Origin of the sequence: Prevotella lacticifex, assembly GCF_019973375.1 — a bacterium.
Classification (GTDB): Bacteria; Bacteroidota; Bacteroidia; order Bacteroidales; family Bacteroidaceae; genus Prevotella; species Prevotella lacticifex.
On the sequence record NZ_BPTV01000001.1, the window covers coordinates 299728 to 320584 of the forward strand.

General features: G+C 48.6%; 14 protein-coding genes and 2 pseudogenes. 10 read left to right on the forward strand and 6 right to left on the reverse strand.

All coding sequences use genetic code 11. The features are described from left to right. Positions 1 to 69: 69 nt before the first annotated feature. The gene (locus LDN30_RS01175) at positions 70 to 1575 is read right to left on the reverse strand and encodes a rhamnulokinase (protein ID WP_223928495.1); all 1506 of its coding nucleotides are present in this window, start codon (positions 1573 to 1575) and stop codon (positions 70 to 72) included. 270 nt (positions 1576 to 1845) lie between these two features. Here LDN30_RS01175 and LDN30_RS01180 point away from each other — a divergent pair, with 270 nt between their 5' ends. The 3 genes from LDN30_RS01180 to LDN30_RS01190 all read left to right on the forward strand — a co-directional run bounded on the left by LDN30_RS01180 (position 1846) and on the right by LDN30_RS01190 (position 4526). Further along, positions 1846 to 2724 carry an AraC family transcriptional regulator gene (locus LDN30_RS01180; protein ID WP_223928496.1) on the forward strand — a complete coding sequence of 293 codons (879 nt, stop codon included), beginning with the start codon at positions 1846 to 1848 and terminating at the stop codon, positions 2722 to 2724. 336 nt (positions 2725 to 3060) lie between these two features. After that, positions 3061 to 3870, forward strand: coding sequence for a rhamnulose-1-phosphate aldolase (gene rhaD / locus LDN30_RS01185; protein WP_223926778.1), 810 nt, complete (start codon positions 3061 to 3063; stop codon positions 3868 to 3870). 224 nt (positions 3871 to 4094) lie between these two features. Next, positions 4095 to 4526, forward strand: a complete 432-nt coding sequence (locus tag LDN30_RS01190) for an Hsp20/alpha crystallin family protein (protein ID WP_223926779.1) — start codon at positions 4095 to 4097, stop codon at positions 4524 to 4526. 227 nt (positions 4527 to 4753) lie between these two features. Here the strand turns inward: LDN30_RS01190 and LDN30_RS01195 are convergent, their stop codons facing one another. Continuing rightward, positions 4754 to 5923, reverse strand: a complete 1170-nt coding sequence (locus tag LDN30_RS01195; RefSeq protein WP_223928497.1) for a tetratricopeptide repeat protein — start codon at positions 5921 to 5923, stop codon at positions 4754 to 4756. A 348-nt stretch (positions 5924 to 6271) separates the two neighbouring features. Between LDN30_RS01195 and LDN30_RS01200 the strand changes: the two genes are divergently transcribed. Both LDN30_RS01200 and LDN30_RS01205 read left to right on the forward strand, forming a co-directional pair. Continuing rightward, on the forward strand, positions 6272 to 7597 hold the full coding sequence (locus tag LDN30_RS01200; RefSeq protein ID WP_223926781.1) for an ATP-binding protein: 1326 nt from the start codon (positions 6272 to 6274) through the stop codon (positions 7595 to 7597). A gap of 287 nt (positions 7598 to 7884) precedes the next feature. After that, positions 7885 to 8247 (forward strand): hypothetical protein, encoded by a 363-nt coding sequence (locus LDN30_RS01205; RefSeq protein ID WP_223926782.1) that lies wholly within the window; start codon positions 7885 to 7887, stop codon positions 8245 to 8247. 768 nt (positions 8248 to 9015) lie between these two features. On the opposite strand, the pseudogene LDN30_RS01210 reads toward LDN30_RS01205, so the two are convergent. Then, a pseudogene (locus tag LDN30_RS01210) lies at positions 9016 to 9717 on the reverse strand (IS1634 family transposase); the annotation flags it as partial. A gap of 113 nt (positions 9718 to 9830) precedes the next feature. On the opposite strand from LDN30_RS01210, the gene LDN30_RS01215 reads away from it, so the two are divergent. Beyond that, on the forward strand, positions 9831 to 11606 hold the full coding sequence (locus tag LDN30_RS01215) for an IS1634 family transposase (protein ID WP_223928499.1): 1776 nt from the start codon (positions 9831 to 9833) through the stop codon (positions 11604 to 11606). Between the two features lie 35 nt (positions 11607 to 11641). Here LDN30_RS01215 and LDN30_RS01220 read toward each other — a convergent pair. The 3 genes and pseudogenes from LDN30_RS01220 to LDN30_RS01230 form a co-directional block, all read right to left on the reverse strand. Then, positions 11642 to 12496 (reverse strand): annotated as a pseudogene (locus LDN30_RS01220) (IS1634 family transposase); the annotation flags it as partial. Between the two features lie 205 nt (positions 12497 to 12701). Next, positions 12702 to 13697: a quinolinate synthase NadA gene (gene nadA / locus LDN30_RS01225; RefSeq protein WP_223928501.1), complete on the reverse strand. Its 996-nt coding sequence runs from the start codon at positions 13695 to 13697 to the stop codon at positions 12702 to 12704. Between the two features lie 28 nt (positions 13698 to 13725). Further along, on the reverse strand, positions 13726 to 14106 hold the full coding sequence (locus LDN30_RS01230) for a hypothetical protein (RefSeq protein ID WP_223928502.1): 381 nt from the start codon (positions 14104 to 14106) through the stop codon (positions 13726 to 13728). A 114-nt stretch (positions 14107 to 14220) separates the two neighbouring features. Between LDN30_RS01230 and leuS the strand changes: the two genes are divergently transcribed. The 4 genes from leuS to porZ all read left to right on the forward strand — a co-directional run bounded on the left by leuS (position 14221) and on the right by porZ (position 20761). Continuing rightward, the gene (gene leuS / locus LDN30_RS01235) at positions 14221 to 17076 is read left to right on the forward strand and encodes a leucine--tRNA ligase (RefSeq protein WP_223928503.1); all 2856 of its coding nucleotides are present in this window, start codon (positions 14221 to 14223) and stop codon (positions 17074 to 17076) included. Positions 17077 to 17159: 83 nt separating this feature from the next. Continuing rightward, positions 17160 to 18095 (forward strand): YitT family protein, encoded by a 936-nt coding sequence (locus tag LDN30_RS01240; RefSeq protein WP_223926786.1) that lies wholly within the window; start codon positions 17160 to 17162, stop codon positions 18093 to 18095. Continuing rightward, entirely contained in the window at positions 18092 to 18682 is a 591-nt protein-coding gene (locus tag LDN30_RS01245; RefSeq protein WP_223926787.1) for a non-canonical purine NTP diphosphatase, read from the forward strand. Before LDN30_RS01240 ends, LDN30_RS01245 begins: the two co-directional genes overlap by 4 nt. Before the next feature lie 45 nt (positions 18683 to 18727). Further along, positions 18728 to 20761: a type IX secretion system anionic LPS delivery protein PorZ gene (porZ, locus tag LDN30_RS01250; RefSeq protein WP_223926788.1), complete on the forward strand. Its 2034-nt coding sequence runs from the start codon at positions 18728 to 18730 to the stop codon at positions 20759 to 20761. Positions 20762 to 20857: the final 96 nt, after the last annotated feature.

Here is a 20857-nt window from a genome sequence, read left to right on the forward strand (position 1 = left end):
CGTTATCAGTTGTTTATAGATAGAAATACATCATAAATCCAAGCCCTTTGCCATGGCTTTCTCCTTCATTTATTTGTTTGTTATCGACAGGAATTTGTCGTAAGCCTTATCCCAGTCGGCACTGTTCTGGGGTTCGAAACGGCGCAGGTCGATGCTCTCGGCAATGATTTTCCGCATCTGCCATACACTCTCAACGACTCCGGCGGCCTTAGCTTGCATCATGATGTTGCCGATGGCCGTGGCCTCCTGTGGTCCGGCAAGCACCGTTACACCGCACGAATTGGCCGTGAACTGGTTGAGATAGGCATTGAGCGATCCACCGCCGATGATGTGCAGAGTGTCGATATCGAAGTCGGCAAAGTCCTTCAGCCACCCGAACACCTGACGGTAGCGGAGCGCCAGAGAGTCGAAAATACACCGGCAGATTTCTGCCCGTGTCGTCGGAACAGCCTCACCATGGCTCCGGCAGTAGTCGCCGATGGCCTTAATCATCGACTGTGGATTAGCAAAGACGGCATCGTCGGGGTTGATGAGGAAGCGGAAAGGCTCTTCGGCCATCGCCTCCTGCTGTAAGGTCTTGTGGGAGAGCAGCTCTTCGGCTGAACCCATTGATTCTTTCCACGACGCTTTCCACTCTCTACGGCAGCACTCATATATCCACATGCCGCAGATATTCTTCAGAAAACGTGTTGTTCCCTCTATTCCGCCCTCGTTCGTGAAGTTAAGGTCGTAGGAGTGACTGTTAATGATTGGCTTGGCACTCTCTATTCCCATAAGGCTCCATGTGCCCGAGCTGAGATAGGCAAACTTCTCGTTGCTTGCCGGCACAGCAGCCACTGCCGATGCCGTATCGTGGCCTGCGACAGCCACCACCGGCACCTCGCCGAGGCCTGTCAGCCGCTGAACCTCAGGCGTTAAGCTGCCGACGACAGTCCCCGGGGCCGTCATCGGACCGAACTGGCTGCGCTTCATGCCGAGACTGTCGAGCAGTTCGGGGGCTATATCGCCAGTCGTGGGGTTGAGCATCTGACTCGTCGAGCACACCGTGTACTCGCATACAGCCTTGCCAGTGAGCATATAGCTGAGGGCATCGGGGATGAAGAGCACCTTGTCGGCATTCTTCAGGGCACTGTTTCCAGCCTTCTGCATGGCATAAAGCTGGAAAAGCGAGTTGAAATTCATAAACTGTATGCCCGTGAGCTCATAGACTTTCTCCTTCGGGAGCTTCCCAGCGAAGTAGTCGTCCATAACGCCGAAGGTGTGCGGATCGCGGTACGACAGCGGATTACGGAGCAGAGCACCGTCCGAAGCCACGAAAACGAAGTCGCAGCCCCATGTGTCGATGCCAATACTTGTTATGTTGATACCACGCTCATGGGCCGTGCGCAGACCACGGATAATCTCGTCATAGAGAGCGAAAATGTCCCAGTAGACATGTCCTCCGGTTGTGATAAGTTTATTGTCGAACCGCGTAATCTCGTCAAGAGCAATCTTTCCGTCGGCAAGACGACCAACGATTGTGCGTCCGCTGGTAGCGCCGAGGTCGACGGCGAAATATACTTGTTCCTCTTTCATATATCCTTTCGTAATTTCTTGTTATTAGTATCCTTATTTAGGAAAGTGATTAGTTTTACGCTGCAAAATTATATTTATTAATGATTTCATAGCTTGACAAAATGATTTTAATACTCTACTATTTGAACGTCTCACCCTTACAAAATGATTTAATTACTATAATATTTGAATTTTTAAATCTCTTTTCTCGAAGAAAAGAACAGTAATAATATCCTCATAATTCAAAATAATTCAGTATCTTTGCACACATAAGCAAGAAGTTCAACCATCATGAAAAAGAAGTTTAAGTATCTTGTTGCCACCGACCACGATCTCGAATGGGGTCTGACGGTATCCACCGTAGGCTATGAGGAAATAGACAAGGACGACGAATACCCCACCCGCGGCCATGCTGACGGCTATTTCTTTCAGACGGACAAAGGGCGCGTCCTCGACGAATACCAACTTCAGTATGTCGCCGAGGGCACAGGCGTGTTCCAAACGGCCAGTGCCGGCACGCTGGAGCTTCACAGCGGCGACATCTTCCTTCTCTATCCCGGCGAATGGCACACCTACCATCCGACGGGCAACGGCTGGAAATGCTATTGGATAGGATTCAAGGGAAAGAATATGGACGACAGGGTGAAAGCCAAATATCTGTCGGTCGAGAAGCCAATATATTATATAGGATACAACAGTGAGGTGGTCCGCATTCTCAATAATGCCCTCGACATCAGCGAGAAGGAGCCCGTCCACTACCAGCAGACCCTCGCCGGCATCGTCAACTACCTTATCGGAATGATGTACTCGCTGGAGAAATCGGAGTCGCTGAGCAAAAATTCTGACGACTACAACCTTGTAAACCGTGGCCGACTGATGATTCGCGAGAACCTCGAAACGTCGCTGACCATACAGGAGATAGCCAACAACCTCGGGGTGAGCTACAGCAAGTTTCGACGCATTTTTAAAGACTTTACCGATTTGTCGCCGGCATATTATCAGATGGACTTGAAGTTGCAGAGAGCCAAGGACTTACTCTCAACCACCGACTTGAGCATTAAGGACATTGCCTACCAGCTCAACTTCACGTCGCCCGACTACTTTTCGACAAAGTTCAAGCTCAAAACAGGACTGAAACCAAGTGAGTTCCGCGATGAGTCGAACAAGTAAATTCAAACCGGAATAAACCTTACGGCAACGAAAAAAGTATACAAATTGTAAAAGAAACCAATCGTTTGGTAACGAAAAAAAGTATACAACCAATAAAAGAAATAAACCGGCTTATGACGGAATGGAAACACTGTTGACAGAAAGAACAGCCACGGCAACTGAGAAAAAAGCTCTCATCGGCAGTACAAAGTGCTTTTAGCGCCAATACAGCCAACTGAAAACGAAAATATCACTGCACTTGTCCGAAATCACAGACAATAGGACAAAAATTGAAGTGCAGTGATTCTTTTTTGTCCTAATTTTGCCGTCAGAACTAAAGCAAATACAGAAAACACTATGAAAAGTATCTTGGAGGGTCGTCCAGCCCTGAAGAAAGAAGTGGACAAAATAGCTGAGGTGGCAGGCTACCTCTGGCAGAATGGTTGGGCCGAGCGTAACGGCGGCAATATCACGGTGAACATCACCGACCTCGTCGACGACGGTATCCGCGCCATGAAACCTATCAGCGACGTCATCAAGATAGGTGAGACCCTTCCCCACCTCAAAGGCTGCTACTTCTTCTGCAAAGGAACCCAGAAGCGCATGCGCGACCTTGCGCGCTGGCCTATGGACAACGGCAGCGTCATCCGCATCCTCGACGACTGCGCCAGCTACGTCATCATCGCCGACAACTGCGTCATGCCTACATCGGAACTGCCAAGCCATCTGCTCGTCCACGACAGCCTCGTGGCCAGCGGAAGCCCCTATCGCGCCACACTCCACACACACCCTATAGAGCTCGTAGCCATGAGCCACAACCGCGCTTTCCTCAAGAAGGACGTACTGACGAAACTGCTGTGGAGCATGATTCCTGAGACAAAGGCATTCTGTCCGCTCGGTCTCGGTGTCGTTCCCTACGAGGTTCCCGGCAGCAACCAGCTCGCCCAGTCTACCCTCAATGAGCTCAGCGACTACGATGTGGTGCTATGGGAGAAACACGGAGTCTTCGCCAAGGGTCTCGACATCATGGATGCTTTCGACCAAGTCGACGTGCTGTCGAAGAGCGCAAAGATATATATCGACTCCAAAGCAATGGGATTCGAACCCGAAGGCATGAGCGACCAGCAGATGGCCGACCTCACCCGCATCTTCAAATTGCCTAAATAATACTGACATATTGTCGGTCGAATGAGTCATAATGTCACGTTTTACGAGCTGGTACATAACTTGCAGAATCCTCAGTGAACGCCGGTGAGAGCGAAAGCAGAACACCGGTATTCAAGAAAAATAAATTAAAAACAATGTCCGACAAGCTTAATAATTAAGATTGGAGGACAATAAAAGAATACAGGAGGATTTTAATTATGTTGTTAGCTCGTAGAAACAATGCAATGAACTGGTTGAACAATTTCTTTGATGACGACTTCTTCAACGATAGTCTCATTCCTTCATTCCAGGTGAGCACCACAGCTCCGGCTGTGAACGTCAAGGAAAGCGACAAGGACTACACAATGGAGATTGCCGTTCCGGGGCTGAAGAAAGAGTACGTTCGCGTAGAGGTCAACAAGGACGGTGAACTCGGTGTTGCCATAGAGAACAAGATGGAGCACAAGGAAGAGAAAGGCAAGGACGACAAGAAGGAACACTATCTGCGCCGCGAGTTCTCTTACTCAAACTACCAGCAGACCTATGTTCTGCCCGATGATGTCAACCGCGACGGCATAACAGCAAAGGTTGACAACGGCATTCTGGAGATTACTCTCCCGAAGGTCATCACCGACAAGGACGCTGAGAAGGAAATCAAGCACATTGCCGTGGCATAAAGACCACATCCTGAGGTTACGGCTTATAACCTCAGGATAACCAAAATATAACGACCGCTGCACACCAATGAGGTATGCAGCGGTCTTTTTTTGTCCATATCCTACTTTTGGTAAGGTTTAGTTCTTCAAAAGATGGAGGTATGCAGCGGTCTTTTTTTGTCTGTATTCTACCCTACCCCGGCCCACGATACCGTCATTCGGGCCTCAGGTATGGCTGAGATTGATTCTCATTTTTGCTTCATCAGCCTTGCATAATTCTTACGGAGGACATCGAAGAGTTTCTCCTCACCCTTGTCATAAAGGGCTATATACTTCTCCATATAAGCCACCTTTCCCGTCAGATCGCGGTTGTTAATGTAGTAGTTGAGCATGCTGGTTATTGCCTCGATATACATATCCTGACTGAAAGTGGAGTCATTTTTATCGAGGGCATACTTGATGCAAGCTGCCAAATAAGCCACGAAGTATGGTTTTGTATTGTCTTTCTCAACCAGTTTAGCCTCATTCTTATCGAATGTCACCGACACCTCATCCGTCGCTATCGTCCAGAGCATCATGTATTTAAGGCACTGGTTGATGTACTTGCTTCTCACACTATGCGTCAGAACGTAGTCGGCGCAGCGGTAAACCTCATACTTATACTTATGGCACTCCTCCGCCGAGCTGAAGTCACGGTTGTCGGCATCGGGCAGGTCGCGCATCCCGTTATCATATTCGGCTTGCAGCGACTTTATCTCAGCATCGTTGTCGTCGGCCTTTGCGTCCTCCTTAGCAGCCCTGTAATACTCTGACAGATAGGACAGTTCGTCGATATACTCCTTCGAATGCTTTCCATATATCTTCTCAATGATATTCAGGGCCCTAATCTCGTAGATTATGGCATCGTCATACTTGCCCGTGTAGAAACTGCCCTCGGCAATGTGCAGGAGAATGACCGACATATCATTCGACACCGCCGCGTCGGGAATGGTACTTATAACTCCCAATGCTTTCTTCGACCTTTCGAGTCCGATATCATTCTGTTTGGCACTGAGATAGTACAGTCCGGCATTGTCGAGCATCACCGCATAGAGCAAGCAGTCGTTCCATCCCATCTTCTCCAGCCGTCCCCAGGCTTTGTCGGCAGCCTTGGCAGCGTCCAATGGCCGTTTCATACGGAAATAGCTCTTACCAAGAAAGGTTTGTATGCTGACATAACTTGAGTCGGAGCAAGCGAGATTCAGGCTGTCGCAGATAACGGCGAGGCCTTCTCCCTCATCGATGACATGCTGGTAATTGCCGGCCTCGTATGCCGAACTAAGATCATTAAACCTCGCCATATACGATGCGCTGTCGGTCTGGGCAAAAGCCGTGAGTGCCATTACAACAGCTATGAGAGCCAATAATAGTCTTTTCATACAGGTATTGTCAGTTTTAAGTTATTCCACCGCAAAAATACAACTAATAATGGAATAAAGCAAGCAACAGACTATAAAAAGCATTCATCACAATACTTTTTTTCTCCATAAAACACAGTCTTAGCTTACTATCTCATAGGAAAAGTGTAGTAGTGAGGGGCTGAAATCATAAGAAAAATGTAGTGATGAGAGAGGAAATCATAGGAAAAGTGTAGTTTTGAGGGGCTGAAATCATAAGAAAAGTGTAGTAGTAGAGGGTTAAATTATCGGAAAAGTGTAGTTTTTGCTTGCTCATTTGATAGGAAAAGTGTAGTTTTGCAGATATAAAATCATAGGAAAAGTGTGGTTATGGCATTAAGAAGAAAAATAGAAAACGACATAAAGTCCTATCTGTCAAGTCATTCCAACAAAATGATGATTATTGACGGAGCACGACAAGTGGGCAAATCATATATCATTCGGGAGGTTGGAAAGCAGATGTTTCCCAACTACATAGAAATCAACATGGAAGCCGACAAACTCGGCGACCGCATCTTTGCCGAGGCAAGGACCGTAAAAGACTTCTATCTCGCACTAAGTATTGTCGCCGGTGACAAGCTCAAGGACCGCGAGAATACGCTTGTCTTCATTGACGAGATACAGGCTTACGACCATCTGCTCACACTGGTTAAGTTTCTTATGGAAGACCATCGGTTCACCTATATAGCCAGCGGTTCCCTCCTTGGCGTAACGCTCAAGAAGACGCAGTCGATACCAATAGGAAGCATTATCCGTAAGCACATGTATCCGCTCGACTTCGAAGAGTTCTTATGGGCCAACGGAATTGGCAATACTTTCATCGATACCCTAAGAGAAAGTTTCTCAAACAGGATAACTATTCCGGAGAATATCCATGAGAAGATGATGTCGCTCTTCCGCAGATACCTGCTTACCGGCGGAATGCCAGATGCCGTAAACACCTTTCTGTCAACGCAGAACATAGTGGATACGCGCCAGATACAGAACGATATTCACGACCTTTACGGCGACGATGCGGCAAAATACGAACAAGAGTCGACACGTAAACTGAAGATTATCCGAATCTACAGTATGATTCCTTCCAACATGGAGAACAAGAAAAAACGTATCGTAGCCAAGAATATTGAGGACAAGAAAGGCAAGCGCATGGCCGACTACACCGACGAATTCGATTATCTCATCTCATCGGGGGTAGCCTTGGAGGTGAAAGCCATTAGCAAACCAAGCTACCCGCTCGTGCAGAACAGCGGCAAGAACCTGCTCAAACTCTATCTTAACGATGTCGGGCTGCTCACCGGAGTACTCTACGGCACCAACATCACTCCTATACTCAAGGACGTGAGCAGCATCAACCTCGGTGCTGTCTACGAGACGGTTGTGGCCCAGGAGCTGCGCGCCCATGGTCACGAGCTGTTCTACTATGACAACAAGAAAACCGGCGAAGTCGATTATCTCATCGATGATCAGCAGAACCTTTCGGTGATTCCTATTGAGGTGAAGTCGGGAAAGGATTATATGGTGCACAGTGCCATCAACCGCTTCCTTGCCGTCGGCGAGTACAACATCCATCAAGCCATAGTGCTGTCGAACGAGCGGCGCATCTTCGAGGACAAAGGCATCACCTATCTACCTATATATAATGTAATGTTTCTATAGTCGGCGGCAACGCGAACAGCGGGGAAAGGGGCTCATTACATATCCTTTCACGGAATGAAACAACAATTAAGGCTACGGCAACGGGAATGTAGCAATATCTTAATGATTTACATCAAACACGTTGATATGTATCAAAAATATAGTCTGTTTGCGCACACAATCTTCAAATTGTTTTGTTAGGAGCAAAAAAGGCCGTACCTTTGCAAGCGTAAAAAGAAAGATACTTTGGTACAAAGAGGGATTCGCAAGAGTCCCGGATGTTTAACTTAGAAAGAAAGGATAACGAAATGAAAAAGATTGTATTGACAATGGTAGCACTGCTGAGCATGACAGCAGCATTCGCAGAAGGTGAAGTTGACAACGAGGCTGCAGAGGCAGCAAAGTATGAAATCCGTTTCAACATGAACTCACTGAGCAAGTCGCTCGATCTCAACTACGACCAGCAGAAGGCTGTCGGCGACATCATGAACATGTTCGCTTCCGACATGACCAACGCTGCTGCTGCAAGCGGCAATGAGCGCGCAGCACTTCGCAAGAAGGCTGTCAACCGCGACCTCGCTTACATGCGTGCAGTTCTCGAGCCAGAGCAGTATCGTACATACGTCATGCTGCTGAACACCACACTCAACAACCGTGGTTTCAAGAAGTAAGAAAAGCATCTGTCCACGTTCCGGACAACGCTAACGGAACATTGTCCTGACTGAGGGACAAGGACAAGTAAAGATAACAAGCGGGTAATCAGTACATACTGGTTGCCCGCTTTTTGTGTCTCAGGCAGCTAAATGCCACTGTCACAGACTGAAAATGACTATTTTTAGGTATTGCACAAAAGCCATTTACTCCGTACCTTTGCAACCGAAACGGAGATAAAGTCATCCCCGCGGACAAATGACGAAATGAATCTTGTTCGCTAAATAAATTCATAATGTTTTTGTATAAAGTATTTGGACTGTCGTGAGACAGTCCTTTTATTTTGCCCCTACCCTACTCCTCGCAGTTGTTTCCAATAGATAGGAAATTCTGAAATATATTTACACGCATTCCAATACCTATCGTTTGGCGTTCTGAAACGGGCCGTTTCGCATTCCAAAACGGCCCGTTTTAGACGCTAAAACGGCCTGTTTCGCAATGCAAAACAGGCCGTTTTGTAATTCATTGATATTCAATTTGTTACAATGAACAAATTGTAAGATAAAATGATTTTAATATTTTGAAATATTATTACATTTATAGTTGACTATAGAAACTTTAGAAGCTATAGTAAACTATAGTAACTATAGAAACTATAGAAGCTATAGTAACTATAGAGCCTATAGGAGCTATCCGCCCCCACAGCATCCGCTCTGCATCGCTATCAGCTGAGCTCTAACATCCGCTCAATGGGCTCCTGACTTTAGCGTTGCGTCACCCAAAATCTCCTACATGTCAAATAAAGGCTTGATCTGCCCCTGCTCGTCGGTCAGAAATAAGGTTTTATTGATGATTTTACCATTGGGCAGCTTTACATAGACAGTTGGAATCGTCTTGGCAATCTTTAGAACCTTGTCTACACTCATGTGTATGCCATATGATGGCAGCAGCCTCTGTAATTCCTTATATACCTTGTAAGCAATAAAGCAAATGCAGACATGCGCTTCGATACGTCTTTCGGTAAAATGGAACATAGGTCTCATCTCCAAATTGCCCTTGCTGATTCTAAAGGCACGTTCAACCACCCACAACCCGGTATACTGTTTTATGACATCCTCACCGCTTAAGTCTGTGTTGGTTATGTATCCTTTCAGGCCATCCCACTTTGCATCCTCGTCAATTTTCTCTTGATTAATAGTGACTTCCACGCCCTTGCTTATTTCAAGGAATTTATTGTAGCCACGCTTGTTAATCTTGTCTTTTGTGATTTTTCCACTTTTGAATGACTTGCGCAGTCTTTCAACTCCTTTGTTGCGGTTGTAAGCATCTTTCTTGGCGCGCTTTTCGGAATAACTGACAACCAGTCTCTCGCCATCGCCGTGAGATGTCTCGTATACCTTCTTGTCCTCCTTTTCCAAGGCCAAAACCCAATCGCGTATTTTCACATTCTCATTCTTTATTCTTCTGAATTTTCGATTAATTTGTAGCGATAATACCCACTCTAAAGCTAATTATCTATAAATCAGTAAATATTTAGTTTGTTATGTTTTGCCATTTCACTTATTATTGTTACATTTGTAGCGGTAATCAATGATATAGTATAATGGCAAGACCTATAAGCGATGAGACTGCTCACAAGGTGACGCTTCACATCAATAACGGATATAGATATGCTACACTACGTCCACGTGTGACGAACGAGGCAACCGGTAAGCGCATGAACAAAAGCATTCATTTAGGCACAGTGACCGAAAGCCTGAAGTTCATTCCGGGCAAGGTGTACCTCTACATGTCGCCTGCTGAGCGAAAGAAATTGTTATTCCCACAGGAATGGGATTTGAGTGAACTGGACTCTTTGCCAAGTACGAGGAAAGCAGGGAGACCCACCTACAATGGAGATGCGCAGAACCGTCTGTATGGCGACGTGTGGCTTATGGAAAGAGTTGCGGAGAAGACTAAGATACGCGAGGATCTGGAGAAAGTGTTCGAGGGAAACAAGGAGAAAGTGGATGACATCATGACGCTTGCCATGTTCCCCTATATTTCCAGCTATTCTTACAGCAGGCTCGCTCGCTGGCAGAGATACACCAAGACTCCGTCCGCGCGCGAAATGTCTCCGGGAGACATCACCCGTCTTACGCAGTCAATCACTGAGAAAGACCGCCAGGCCTTGTTGCGCCTTCGTTCAGAAAGAATTGGAAAGATGGAGCTCTGTGCTGTTGACTCCACAAGCAGGTCGGCTTACGGGAGCAGTCTGGCCGACATACGCTGGGGGCACAACAAGGAGAACATTGCCTTGGCGCAGACGAATGAAGTTGTAGTCTATACTCTCAGCAACCACATGCCCATCTATTACAGGTCGTTTCCCGGTAACATCCCTGACTCACGCACTATGGGTGTCATCCAGTCTGACCTGCGCTGTGCCGGTTTTACGAATTACGTAATGATAACGGACAGGGGCTATGGGACAGTGCAAATCCTTGAGGACAACATTCTTCATGACCAGCCCGCTATAATGTGTATGAAGACCGGCCACAAGTTTATCAGCGACAAAATAGACAGCCTTGGAGACTTCAATGTCCGTCCGGACGGAATGGAGATAGACCTTGACAGCAAGCTGTATTACAAACAGTACGACATTGACTACAAGGTACATGGAAAGGGCAAGTCCGAAAAGACAGCAAGCAAGATGCGCCTGAATCTGTTCTTCAATCCCTCGTGGAGAAGCGAGGGGCAAATCAACATAGACATGAAAGTCGAAGGGCAGAAAAGCAGTCTTCAGCAGATGATTGATGGCAAAGAGGAAGCCCCTGACGATGAGACACTCAAAAGGGACTTCTGCATGTTTGACGTAAAACTGGACAAGAAAAGACATGTCGTGTCGTTTGAGAAGAACGAGAAGAAGTACAACGACTCACTCAGACTTTTAGGGTTTGTCGCCATTGTAACGCTCGGGCTGGATCTGACGGCGCCGCAAGCTCTGGCTCACTACAAATTGAGAGACGAGCAGGAAAAGTACTTCCAGCAGATGAAGACGGAGATGTGCTCTGACAGACAAAGAAATTGGAGCGAGGACGGTAAGACCGGCAGGCTGTTCATCTTGTTCGTCGGATTAGTCATAGGATCATATATTAGACACATCTGGAAGACGACAGGCCTTCACAGCATGTTCGCCTCTTCACTGGACATGCTTGACGAGATGAGGAACATAAGATGTATCGAGCGACAGGGGCATACCACCAAGATAACACCTTTTGTCGGGAAGCAGGTAGAGATTGCGAAGGCTTTTGGGCTTGACATCCCAGCCGGGTGTGAACCGGGATACAAGTCGAAAAAGGTAGGTAGAAAAAGAGGAAGGCCAAAGAAAAACGAGTCTTAGAAGGTTATCGCTACAAATTAATTGAAAATTCAGATTATTCTCGCACCGATGACATATTTGTATTGGGCTGATTTAAGCAGTTCAATGTTTTTTGAGCTCATCAGACCAGCGTCTGCAACGACAACAAAATCCTTCAGGGAGAACTTCCTGACAAAATCGTCTATTACAGGTATCATGGTGAATCCTTCATACTGGCTTCCGTTGAATATGGAATATGACAAGGGGTAGCCATCTTCACTAACAAGCAGACCCAGTACAATTTGTGCCTCCTTACTCTTACCGTCCTTGGAGAATCCTGCCTGCCGCATGTCTGCCTCTGGGCCTGGCGATGCCTCGAAGTAAAGGGTGGTTACGTCGTAGAACATTATCTCTATCTTTCCACCGAGAATCTTCTTCGTATGTTCGACGCTTATCTGTTGTACAAGTTCCTGTCGGGTGTTGTAGAGCTTGTCCATATACCTGTATATTTGGAAATGGCTTATGTCTTCGTCGAAGTAAGACTTCAGGTAGGCAGAAGTAGCAAGCTTGCTTTGCGGCTCGCAACATCTGGCTATAACAAGATGCCTGAGAATGTCATCTCCCACCTTGTCAAAGCCTATGCTGTCATAGACACGTCCAAGTATAGTTTGAGGAGCGTTCAATAGGAATTTGCTTATGTGCGACAAGGCATAGTCAATATCGGCCTCTGTCTTGTCCGTCCCGTCAAAGTCCAAGTACTGCATACCTCCATAACGGCGGAGCCACAACTGTGCGTCCTTAACCAGCGCATCAGCTTCCTCATCAGTAGATGCCACACCAAACTTCTTTACTTCACGGAACTTGCCGCGGCTCTTGTCCACTACAATCACACTAATGGTGCCTGACCTATTCTTCTTTTTGCGTATAAACATGACGCAAAGGTAATCAAAATCGAGTTTGCGTCACCCTAAATTCAAGGGTAATTTTATAACTACTTCATTATCAAGTAGTTAAAAATGTAAATATTTTTTGCGCTAAAGTCAGGAAACTATAGAAGCTATAGAGACTATAGAAGCTATAGTAACTATAGAGCCTATAGGAGCTATCCGCCCCCACAGCATCCGCTCTGCATCGCTATCAGCTGAGCTCGAGCATCCGCTCGATGGGCTTGACGGCATCCTTGGCGATGGCGGGATCGATTTCAATCTGAGGCCAGCCGTACTTCAGGGTGTTGTATATCTTCTCGAGAGTATTCTTTTTCATGAACTCACACTCGTTGCAGCTGCACCCCAATGAGCCCTCGCTGACCTCCGGCGGCACAGGATAGAACGTCTGGGAGGGACACGTGCGCTGCATCTCGTGGAGGATGCCGGCCTCGGTGGCGACGATGAACTCCTTCTGCTCGGGATGGGCCTGAGCATACTTCAGCATCGTGGCCGTAGAGCCTTTGACGTCGGCAACGGCAAGGACTGGAGCCTTACACTCCAGATGAGCCATGACAACGGCTCCAGGATGGGCTTTCTTGAGGTTTACTATGCCCTCGACGGAGAACTTCTCGTGGACGTGGCAGCCGCCGTTCCACAACAGCATGTTCCGTCCCGTCACCGAGTTGATATAGTTGCCGAGGTTATAGTCGGGGCCGAAGATAATCTTTGCGTCCTTGGGGAAGCTCTCCATGACCTTCACGGCGTTGCCAGATGTGACGACGACATCGGTGAGAGCCTTCACGGCGGCAGTGGTATTGACATACGACACCACCTGATAGCCCGGATGCTCAGCCTTGTACTTGCGCAGGTCGGCGGCATCGCAGCTGTCGGCAAGCGAGCATCCGGCGGTGAGGTCGGGACAGAGCACGGTCTTGTCGGGCGACAGCAGCTTGCAGGTCTCAGCCATGAAGTGCACTCCGCACATTACCATCACCTTCGCGTCGGTGTCGGCAGCCTTGCGGGCCAGTGCTAACGAGTCGCCAACGAAGTCGGCAATGTCCTGTATAGCGCCCACAGTATAGTAGTGAGCAAGGATTATGGCGTCCTTCTCCTTGCACAACCGGCGGATTTCTTCTTTCAGATTCAAATTTTTGTCGACGGCTTCTGTCACGTAGCCGGCGTCTTTCCATTCTTTCGTTGGTGTCATCGCAGTATTCTTTCGAGTCTTATTATATTTATATTCTTTCTTTTTTTAATTTTAAAGAAAAAGTATGTAGTGGTATGATATGCCGTGGAAAAGTGCAAAACTTTTTGTCTTTTTTCTTGCTTTTTCCGTTATTAACGTCTGTCATCAAGTTATCAACACCTATTGTTAATTCTTTCTTTCTGATTTTCAACGAATAAAGTGTTTTATCCACAATTTCCTTTTTCGGTGCAAAGTTAATAAGTTTATATCTTTTATGTGTGGAAAACGGTGGAAAACTTTTGCAAAAGCCGCTAATAACCCTGTGGATATCCCGTCCGTGGAAGTGGCATAGTGCGTTGTGTGGATAACCAAAAGCTTTATCCACGCGTTTTCCACGACTTTTCCACACGTTATCCACAGGTTTATCCACAATAACTTTTGTTTTTATTTTGTTATATCTCGCGATTGGTGTATCTTTGCAAAGTAAATTGGGTAATTGTACCTTAATTAATATAAAAGAGAGAATAAAATCAAGATAATAACAATGGATTACAACTTCAGAGAAATTGAGAAGAAGTGGCAGAAGGCGTGGGTCGACAACAGAACATACAAGGTTGTCGAGGACACGACTAAGCAGAAGTACTATGTTTTGAACATGTTCCCCTACCCTTCCGGTGCCGGGCTCCACGTGGGTCATCCCCTTGGCTATATTGCCTCCGATATCTATGCGCGCTACAAGCGGCTGAAGGGGTTCAACGTTCTCAACCCTATGGGCTACGATGCCTACGGACTGCCTGCCGAGCAGTATGCCATAAAGACCGGTCAGCACCCGGAGAAGACCACCAACGAGAATATAGCCCACTACCGTGAGCAGCTCGACAAGATTGGGTTCTCCTTCGACTGGGACCGTGAGGTACGTACCTGTGATCCAGGTTATTATCATTGGACCCAGTGGGCCTTCGAGAAGATGTTCAACTCGTTCTATTGCAACAAGTGTCAGCAGGCCCGCCCTATCGCCGAACTTGTCAGCCACTTTGAGGAGTCGGGCACCGATGGCCTCGATGTGGCTCAGAGTGAGGAGCTTTCGTTCACCGCCGACGAGTGGAAATCCATGGACGACGCTACGAAGCAGCGCACGCTGATGAATTATCGCATAGCTTATCTCGGCGAGACGATGGTCAACTGGTGTGCCGGTCTCGGCACGGTGCTGGCCAACGACGAGGTCGTCGACGGTGTCAGCGTCCGCGGCGGATTCCCTGTCGTTCAGCGCCGCATGCAGCAGTGGTGCCTGCGCGTGTCGGCTTATGCCCAGCGCCTCCTCGATGGTCTCGACACCATCGACTGGAGCGACTCCATAAAGGAGACTCAGCGCAACTGGATTGGCCGCTCGGAGGGTACTGAGGTGGAATTCAACGTTAAGGACAGCGACAAGCACTTCACTATCTTCACCACTCGCGCCGATACCATGTTCGGTGTGTCGTTCATGGTCTTAGCCCCTGAGAGTGAGCTCGTTGCCGAGCTGACGACAGCTGATCAGAAGGCCGAGGTCGACAAATATTTAGCTTATGTGAAGAGCCGCACCGAGCTTGAGCGCATGTCCGACCACCACGTCACGGGTGTATTCTCGGGCTCGTATGCCGTCAATCCGTTCACCGGCGACAGCATTCCAATATGGATTTCGGAGTATGTCCTGGCCGGATATGGCACCGGAGCCATCATGGCCGTACCGGCTCACGACAGCCGCGACTATGCTTTTGCGCGCCATTTCAACCTGCCCATCATCCCGCTTATCGAGGGTGCTGACGTCAGCGAGGCCAGTTTCGACGCCAAGGAGGGTATTGTCACCAACTCGCCGGCGGAAGGGAAGGAGAGTCTCGACGGCTTCTCGCTCAACGGACTGACCGTGAAAGAGGCTATTGCAGCAACGAAAAAATTTGTCACCGAGCACCATATCGGTCGCGTGAAGGTCAACTACCGTCTGCGCGACGCTATCTTCTCGCGCCAGCGCTACTGGGGTGAGCCGTTCCCGGTGTACTATAAGGACGGTATGCCCCAGATGATTCCGGAGGAGTGTCTGCCCCTCGAACTGCCCGAAATCGACAAGTATGAGCCTACGGAGACCGGTGAGCCACCTCTCGGCAGGGCAAAGAAATGGGCCTGGGACACAGCTAAGAAGGAGGTCGTCGACAAGAGTCTCATCGACAATAAGACCGTATTCCCGATAGAGTTTAACACGATGCCGGGATTCGCAGGGTCGTCGGCATACTATCTGCGGTATATGGACCCGCACAACGACAAGGAAATTGTGGGTAAGAAAGCCGACGAATACTGGCGCCACGTCGACCTGTATGTTGGTGGAACAGAGCATGCTACGGGTCACCTTATATACAGCCGGTTCTGGAATAAGTTCCTCCACGACTACGGCTACAGCTGTGAGGAGGAGCCGTTCCAGAAGCTCGTCAACCAGGGAATGATCCAGGGCCGAAGCAACTTCGTATATCGTGTCAACGAGCTGTCGACCGATAAGAAGCCCGTTTTCGTAAGCTATAATCTGCGGAAGAACTACAAGGATGTCACGCCAATCCACGTTTGGATAAACCTTGTGAAGAACGATGTCCTCGATATCGAAGGTTTCAAGCAGTGGAGTCCGGAGTACCGCGACGCTGAGTTCATCCTCGAGGATGGCAAGTATGTATGTGGATTCGCTACCGAAAAGATGTCGAAATCGATGTATAATGTAGTAAATCCAGACGATATAGTGGAGGAATATGGTGCCGACACACTGCGTCTCTACGAGATGTTCCTTGGTCCTGTGGAGGCCAGCAAGCCTTGGGATACCAATGGCATCGACGGTTGCTTCCGATTCCTCAAGAAGTTCTGGAATCTCTACTGGAAGAAGGATTCCAACAGTATCGTCGACGACGCGCCGGCAAAGGCTGAGTCGCTCAAGAGCGTTCATAAGCTCATAAAGAAGGTCAGCGACGATATTGAGAAGTTCTCTTATAACACCAGCATCTCGGCATTTATGATATGTGTCAACGAACTCGGCCAGCAGAAGTGCACCAATCATGCTCTGCTTACCGACCTTGTGGTGCTCATAGCTCCTTTTGCGCCTCACATTGCCGAGGAGCTGTGGCATGCCATGGGAGGGCAGGGGAGTGTCTGCGACGCTTCGTGGCCCGTTTACGACGAGAAATATCTCAAGGAGGACGAGGTGAAAATGATGGTAAGCTTCAACGGAAAGGTGCGCTTCCCGATGAATTTCGCCGCAAATACTCCTAAGGAAGAGGTCGAGAAGGCCGTTCTCGCCGACGAGCGTACGGCTAAATACCTTGGCGGAAAGAACATCGTGAAGGTTATCGTCGTGCCCAACCGCATAGTAAATATAGTTGTAAAATAAAGATTATGGTTCTCCGGGAGCCCTGACCGACAGTGAGATATCTCTCGGCCGTGGCTCCCCGGAGCTCCTTAATTCTTTGCATTATGTACTTTGATATGGGAAAGAATATTTGGAATGAGGCAAAGGATTATATCTGGATAACCATCGGTCTGCTGCTCTACACCTTCGGCTGGACGGTTTTCCTGCTGCCTTATCATATCGTTACTGGAGGAGTGACGGGTCTGTCGGCAATCATCTTCTATGCCACACGAATTCCTATCTCCTACAGTTACTTCACCATAAACTTGATTCTGCTCCTCGTAGCCTTGAAGATTCTTGGTCTGAAGTTTATGATTAAGACCATCTATGCCATCTCCGTTTTGTCGCTGCTGTTGGCTTTCGCGCAGTGGCTGATGACCGGTCCCGACGGCAAGATGCACCTCGTTCTCGGTGAGGGACAGCAGTTTATGTCGCTCGTCATAGGCTGTATGATTACCGGAACGAGTCTTGCCATAGTCTTTCTGCATAATGGTTCTACGGGTGGAACGGATATTATCGCAGCCTGTGTCAATAAGTACAAGAACATCTCTTTGGGTCGGGTGCTTATTGCTGTCGACTTTGTAATCATCGGGTCCTGTCTGTTCATACCGCGTTTCGGCGATATGCTCTCGAGGGTTCACATGACGGTGTTCGGTCTTTGTACGATGGTCATCGAGAATTATATGCTCGACTATGTCTTCAACGCCCGTAGAGAGTCGGTGCAGTTTATGATTTTCTCACGTAAATATCAGGAGATTGCCAACGCCATCGGCACTGAGCTTGAGCACGGAGTGACCATTCTCGACGGCCATGGATGGTACACCGGACAGCCTATAAAGGTGCTGTGTATCCTCGCCAAGAAGAACGAGAGCCAGTATATCTTCCGACTTATTAAGATGATTGACCCTCAGGCGTTTGTCAGTCAGAGTGCCGTCATCGGAGTCTATGGTGAAGGTTTCGACCCGATAAAAGTGAGTGTACCTAAAAAGAAGGAAAAATGAAAATAGTATTTGCTACAAACAACAAGAATAAACTCAAGGAGATAAGGGAGATTTTAGGTCCCGATTTCGAGATATTGTCGCTCTCCGACATCGGTTGTCATGAGGAAATTCCTGAGACCGGCGACACCATTGAGGCTAACGCACGGCAGAAAGCATCATATATTGCCGACCATTACGACCACGACTGCTTTGCCGACGACACTGGGCTGGAGGTCTTTTCGCTCAACGGCGAGCCCGGAGTGCACTCTGCACGCTATGCTGAAGGTACCGACCACGACTCTGAAGCCAATATGGCTAAGTTGCTCCGGCGCCTCGGCGACAGCGATAACCGCGATGCCCGCTTCCGCACCTGCATCTCGCTGATGCAGAAAGGCCCGGACGGACAGTACCATGAGGTGCAGTTCGAAGGTGAGGTGAGAGGGCGTATAGCACGCGAAAAGCATGGAACGGAGGGCTTCGGCTACGACCCTTTGTTCGTTCCTGAAGGCTATGACAAGAGCTTTGCCGAGCTCGGCGAGGACGTTAAGAACCAGATTTCGCACCGTGCGCGCGCCGTGGCAAAGCTTGCCGCATACCTGAAAGGGTAGGGCAGAAGAAACAAAAGATAACGAACGAATGATTGATTTTCAGCTATGAACAGAACGGGACGGATATTTTTTGTCGGTTTGACGGTCCTGACAATGGCGTGTGGCAGTACGGCTCAGGCGCAGGTAGGAACGTGGAAGGACTATATGGCCTACTACGATGTACAGGACGTTAAGAAGGGTGGGAGTGTGCTTTATGTGCTCGCTTCCGACAATCTCTATTCCTATAACGAGGGCGACGGCAGCATCCAGACCTACGATAAGGTCAACGGTCTCAGCGACTGTGGCATAGCGAAAATCGAATGGAACCGCAGTGTCGGCAAGCTTATTATCGTCTACAGCGACTATAATATCGACATGCTCGACGCCAAGGGCAATATCACCAATCTGTCCGACTTCTATTCGGCCACGATATCGGGCGACAAGACGGTCAATAATATTTATATGAGCGGGCGCTTTGCCTATCTCAGCACGGGATTCGGAATCGTTAAGGTCAACATGCGCGACAATGAGATAAGCGATACCTACAACCTTAAATTCCGCGTCGACTACTGCTATATCGACGGAAACTATATTTATGCCGCATCGTCGACCAATGGCTTGTATCGTGCGGCACTCTCCGACAATCTCCTCGACCCCGGAAAATGGAGTAGGGTGGGGGCTTACACACCGCGGTCCTACACCGTAGATGCCGACCTTTTGGCCACGGCGCGGTCCCATCGCCCCGATGGTCCGAAGGCAAACAACTTCTACTCGATGAAGTTCAAGTACGGAAATCTGTACACTGTCGGCGGCCGCTACAATCAGACCGGCGACTCACAGATGCCCGGAACGGTGCAGGTGCTCAATCCGGAGGACGGCGAATGGACTGTCTATGAGGACAGTATACAGGACAAGTCGGGCCATTCCTACATCGACGCGTTATGCATCGACGTTGATCCTACTGACCACTCGCATGTCATGGTGGGTGCCAGAACAGGACTCTATGAGTTCAGAAACGGGAGATATGTACGCGACTGGTACTGCCAGAACAGCGACCTCCAGCAGGCTGTAGGGGGTAGTGTCAATTATACGTTGGTTACCTCGGGTGCTTTCGACGGCAGTGGCAACTTCTGGTTTGCCAACAGTCAGAGTACGTCGCAGTCGCTGTGGGAATATACTGCCGGCGGAAAGATGGTTAGCCACCATAAGGATCAGTATATGGACACGGATCATAAGTTCAGCTTCGCCCACGTTCACAGCATGATGTTCGACAAGGACAATCTGCTGTGGTTTGTCAGCGACTACTGGGCAACGCCCTATCTCGTTTGCTATCAGCCTTCTACCGATGCCACCAACGTGTACAAAAACTATGTCAACGAGGATGGTACAGCGGTTACCGTAGGCGGTGGCGCACGCTGTGTGGCTGAGGATCTGAATGGAAATATATGGGTAGGGACCAATGCCGGACCCCTCTTTATCAATGCGGAGGATAAGACCCTGTCGCCAGACAAAATGGTTTTCCAGCAGTATAAGGTGCCCCGCAACGACGGAACTAACCTTGCCGATTATCTGCTTTCGGGCGTCGACGTCATGTGTATGGCCGTCGACGGAGGCAACAGAAAGTGGTTTGGCACTAACGGCAATGGCGTTTATCTCATCAGTGCCGACAATAACACCCAGATTCACCACTTCCTCTCGACCAACAGCGGACTGCTGTCGGACAACGTTCAGTCGATAGCCATCAATCCGAAAACCGGAGAAGTATTCTTCGGAACCGATAATGGCCTCTGCTCTTATATGAGTGATGCTACGGCTACGGTCGACAAAATGGACAAGAATAACACCTATGCTTATCCCAACCCCGTGAAACCGGGCTACAACGGGCCTATAACCATCACAGGCCTGTCGTACAACGCCGATGTGAAGATAGTCACATCCAATGGCACTCTTGTGGCTCAGGGCCGAAGCAACGGCGGTTCTTTCGTGTGGTATGGCACTGATCTCGACGGGAAACGGGTGGCCAGTGGTGTCTATATGGTTATGACGACTACTGAAAGTGGGGATAAAGGCACTGTCTGTAAGATTGTTGTAGTGAACTGATTCCGCCTTTTTATTGTTTTTCTTCCTCCTACGGCATTCCCATAGGATGGAAAGCAAAAAAAATAGCCACCGCCTGCAATCAAGCTGATTGTAAGC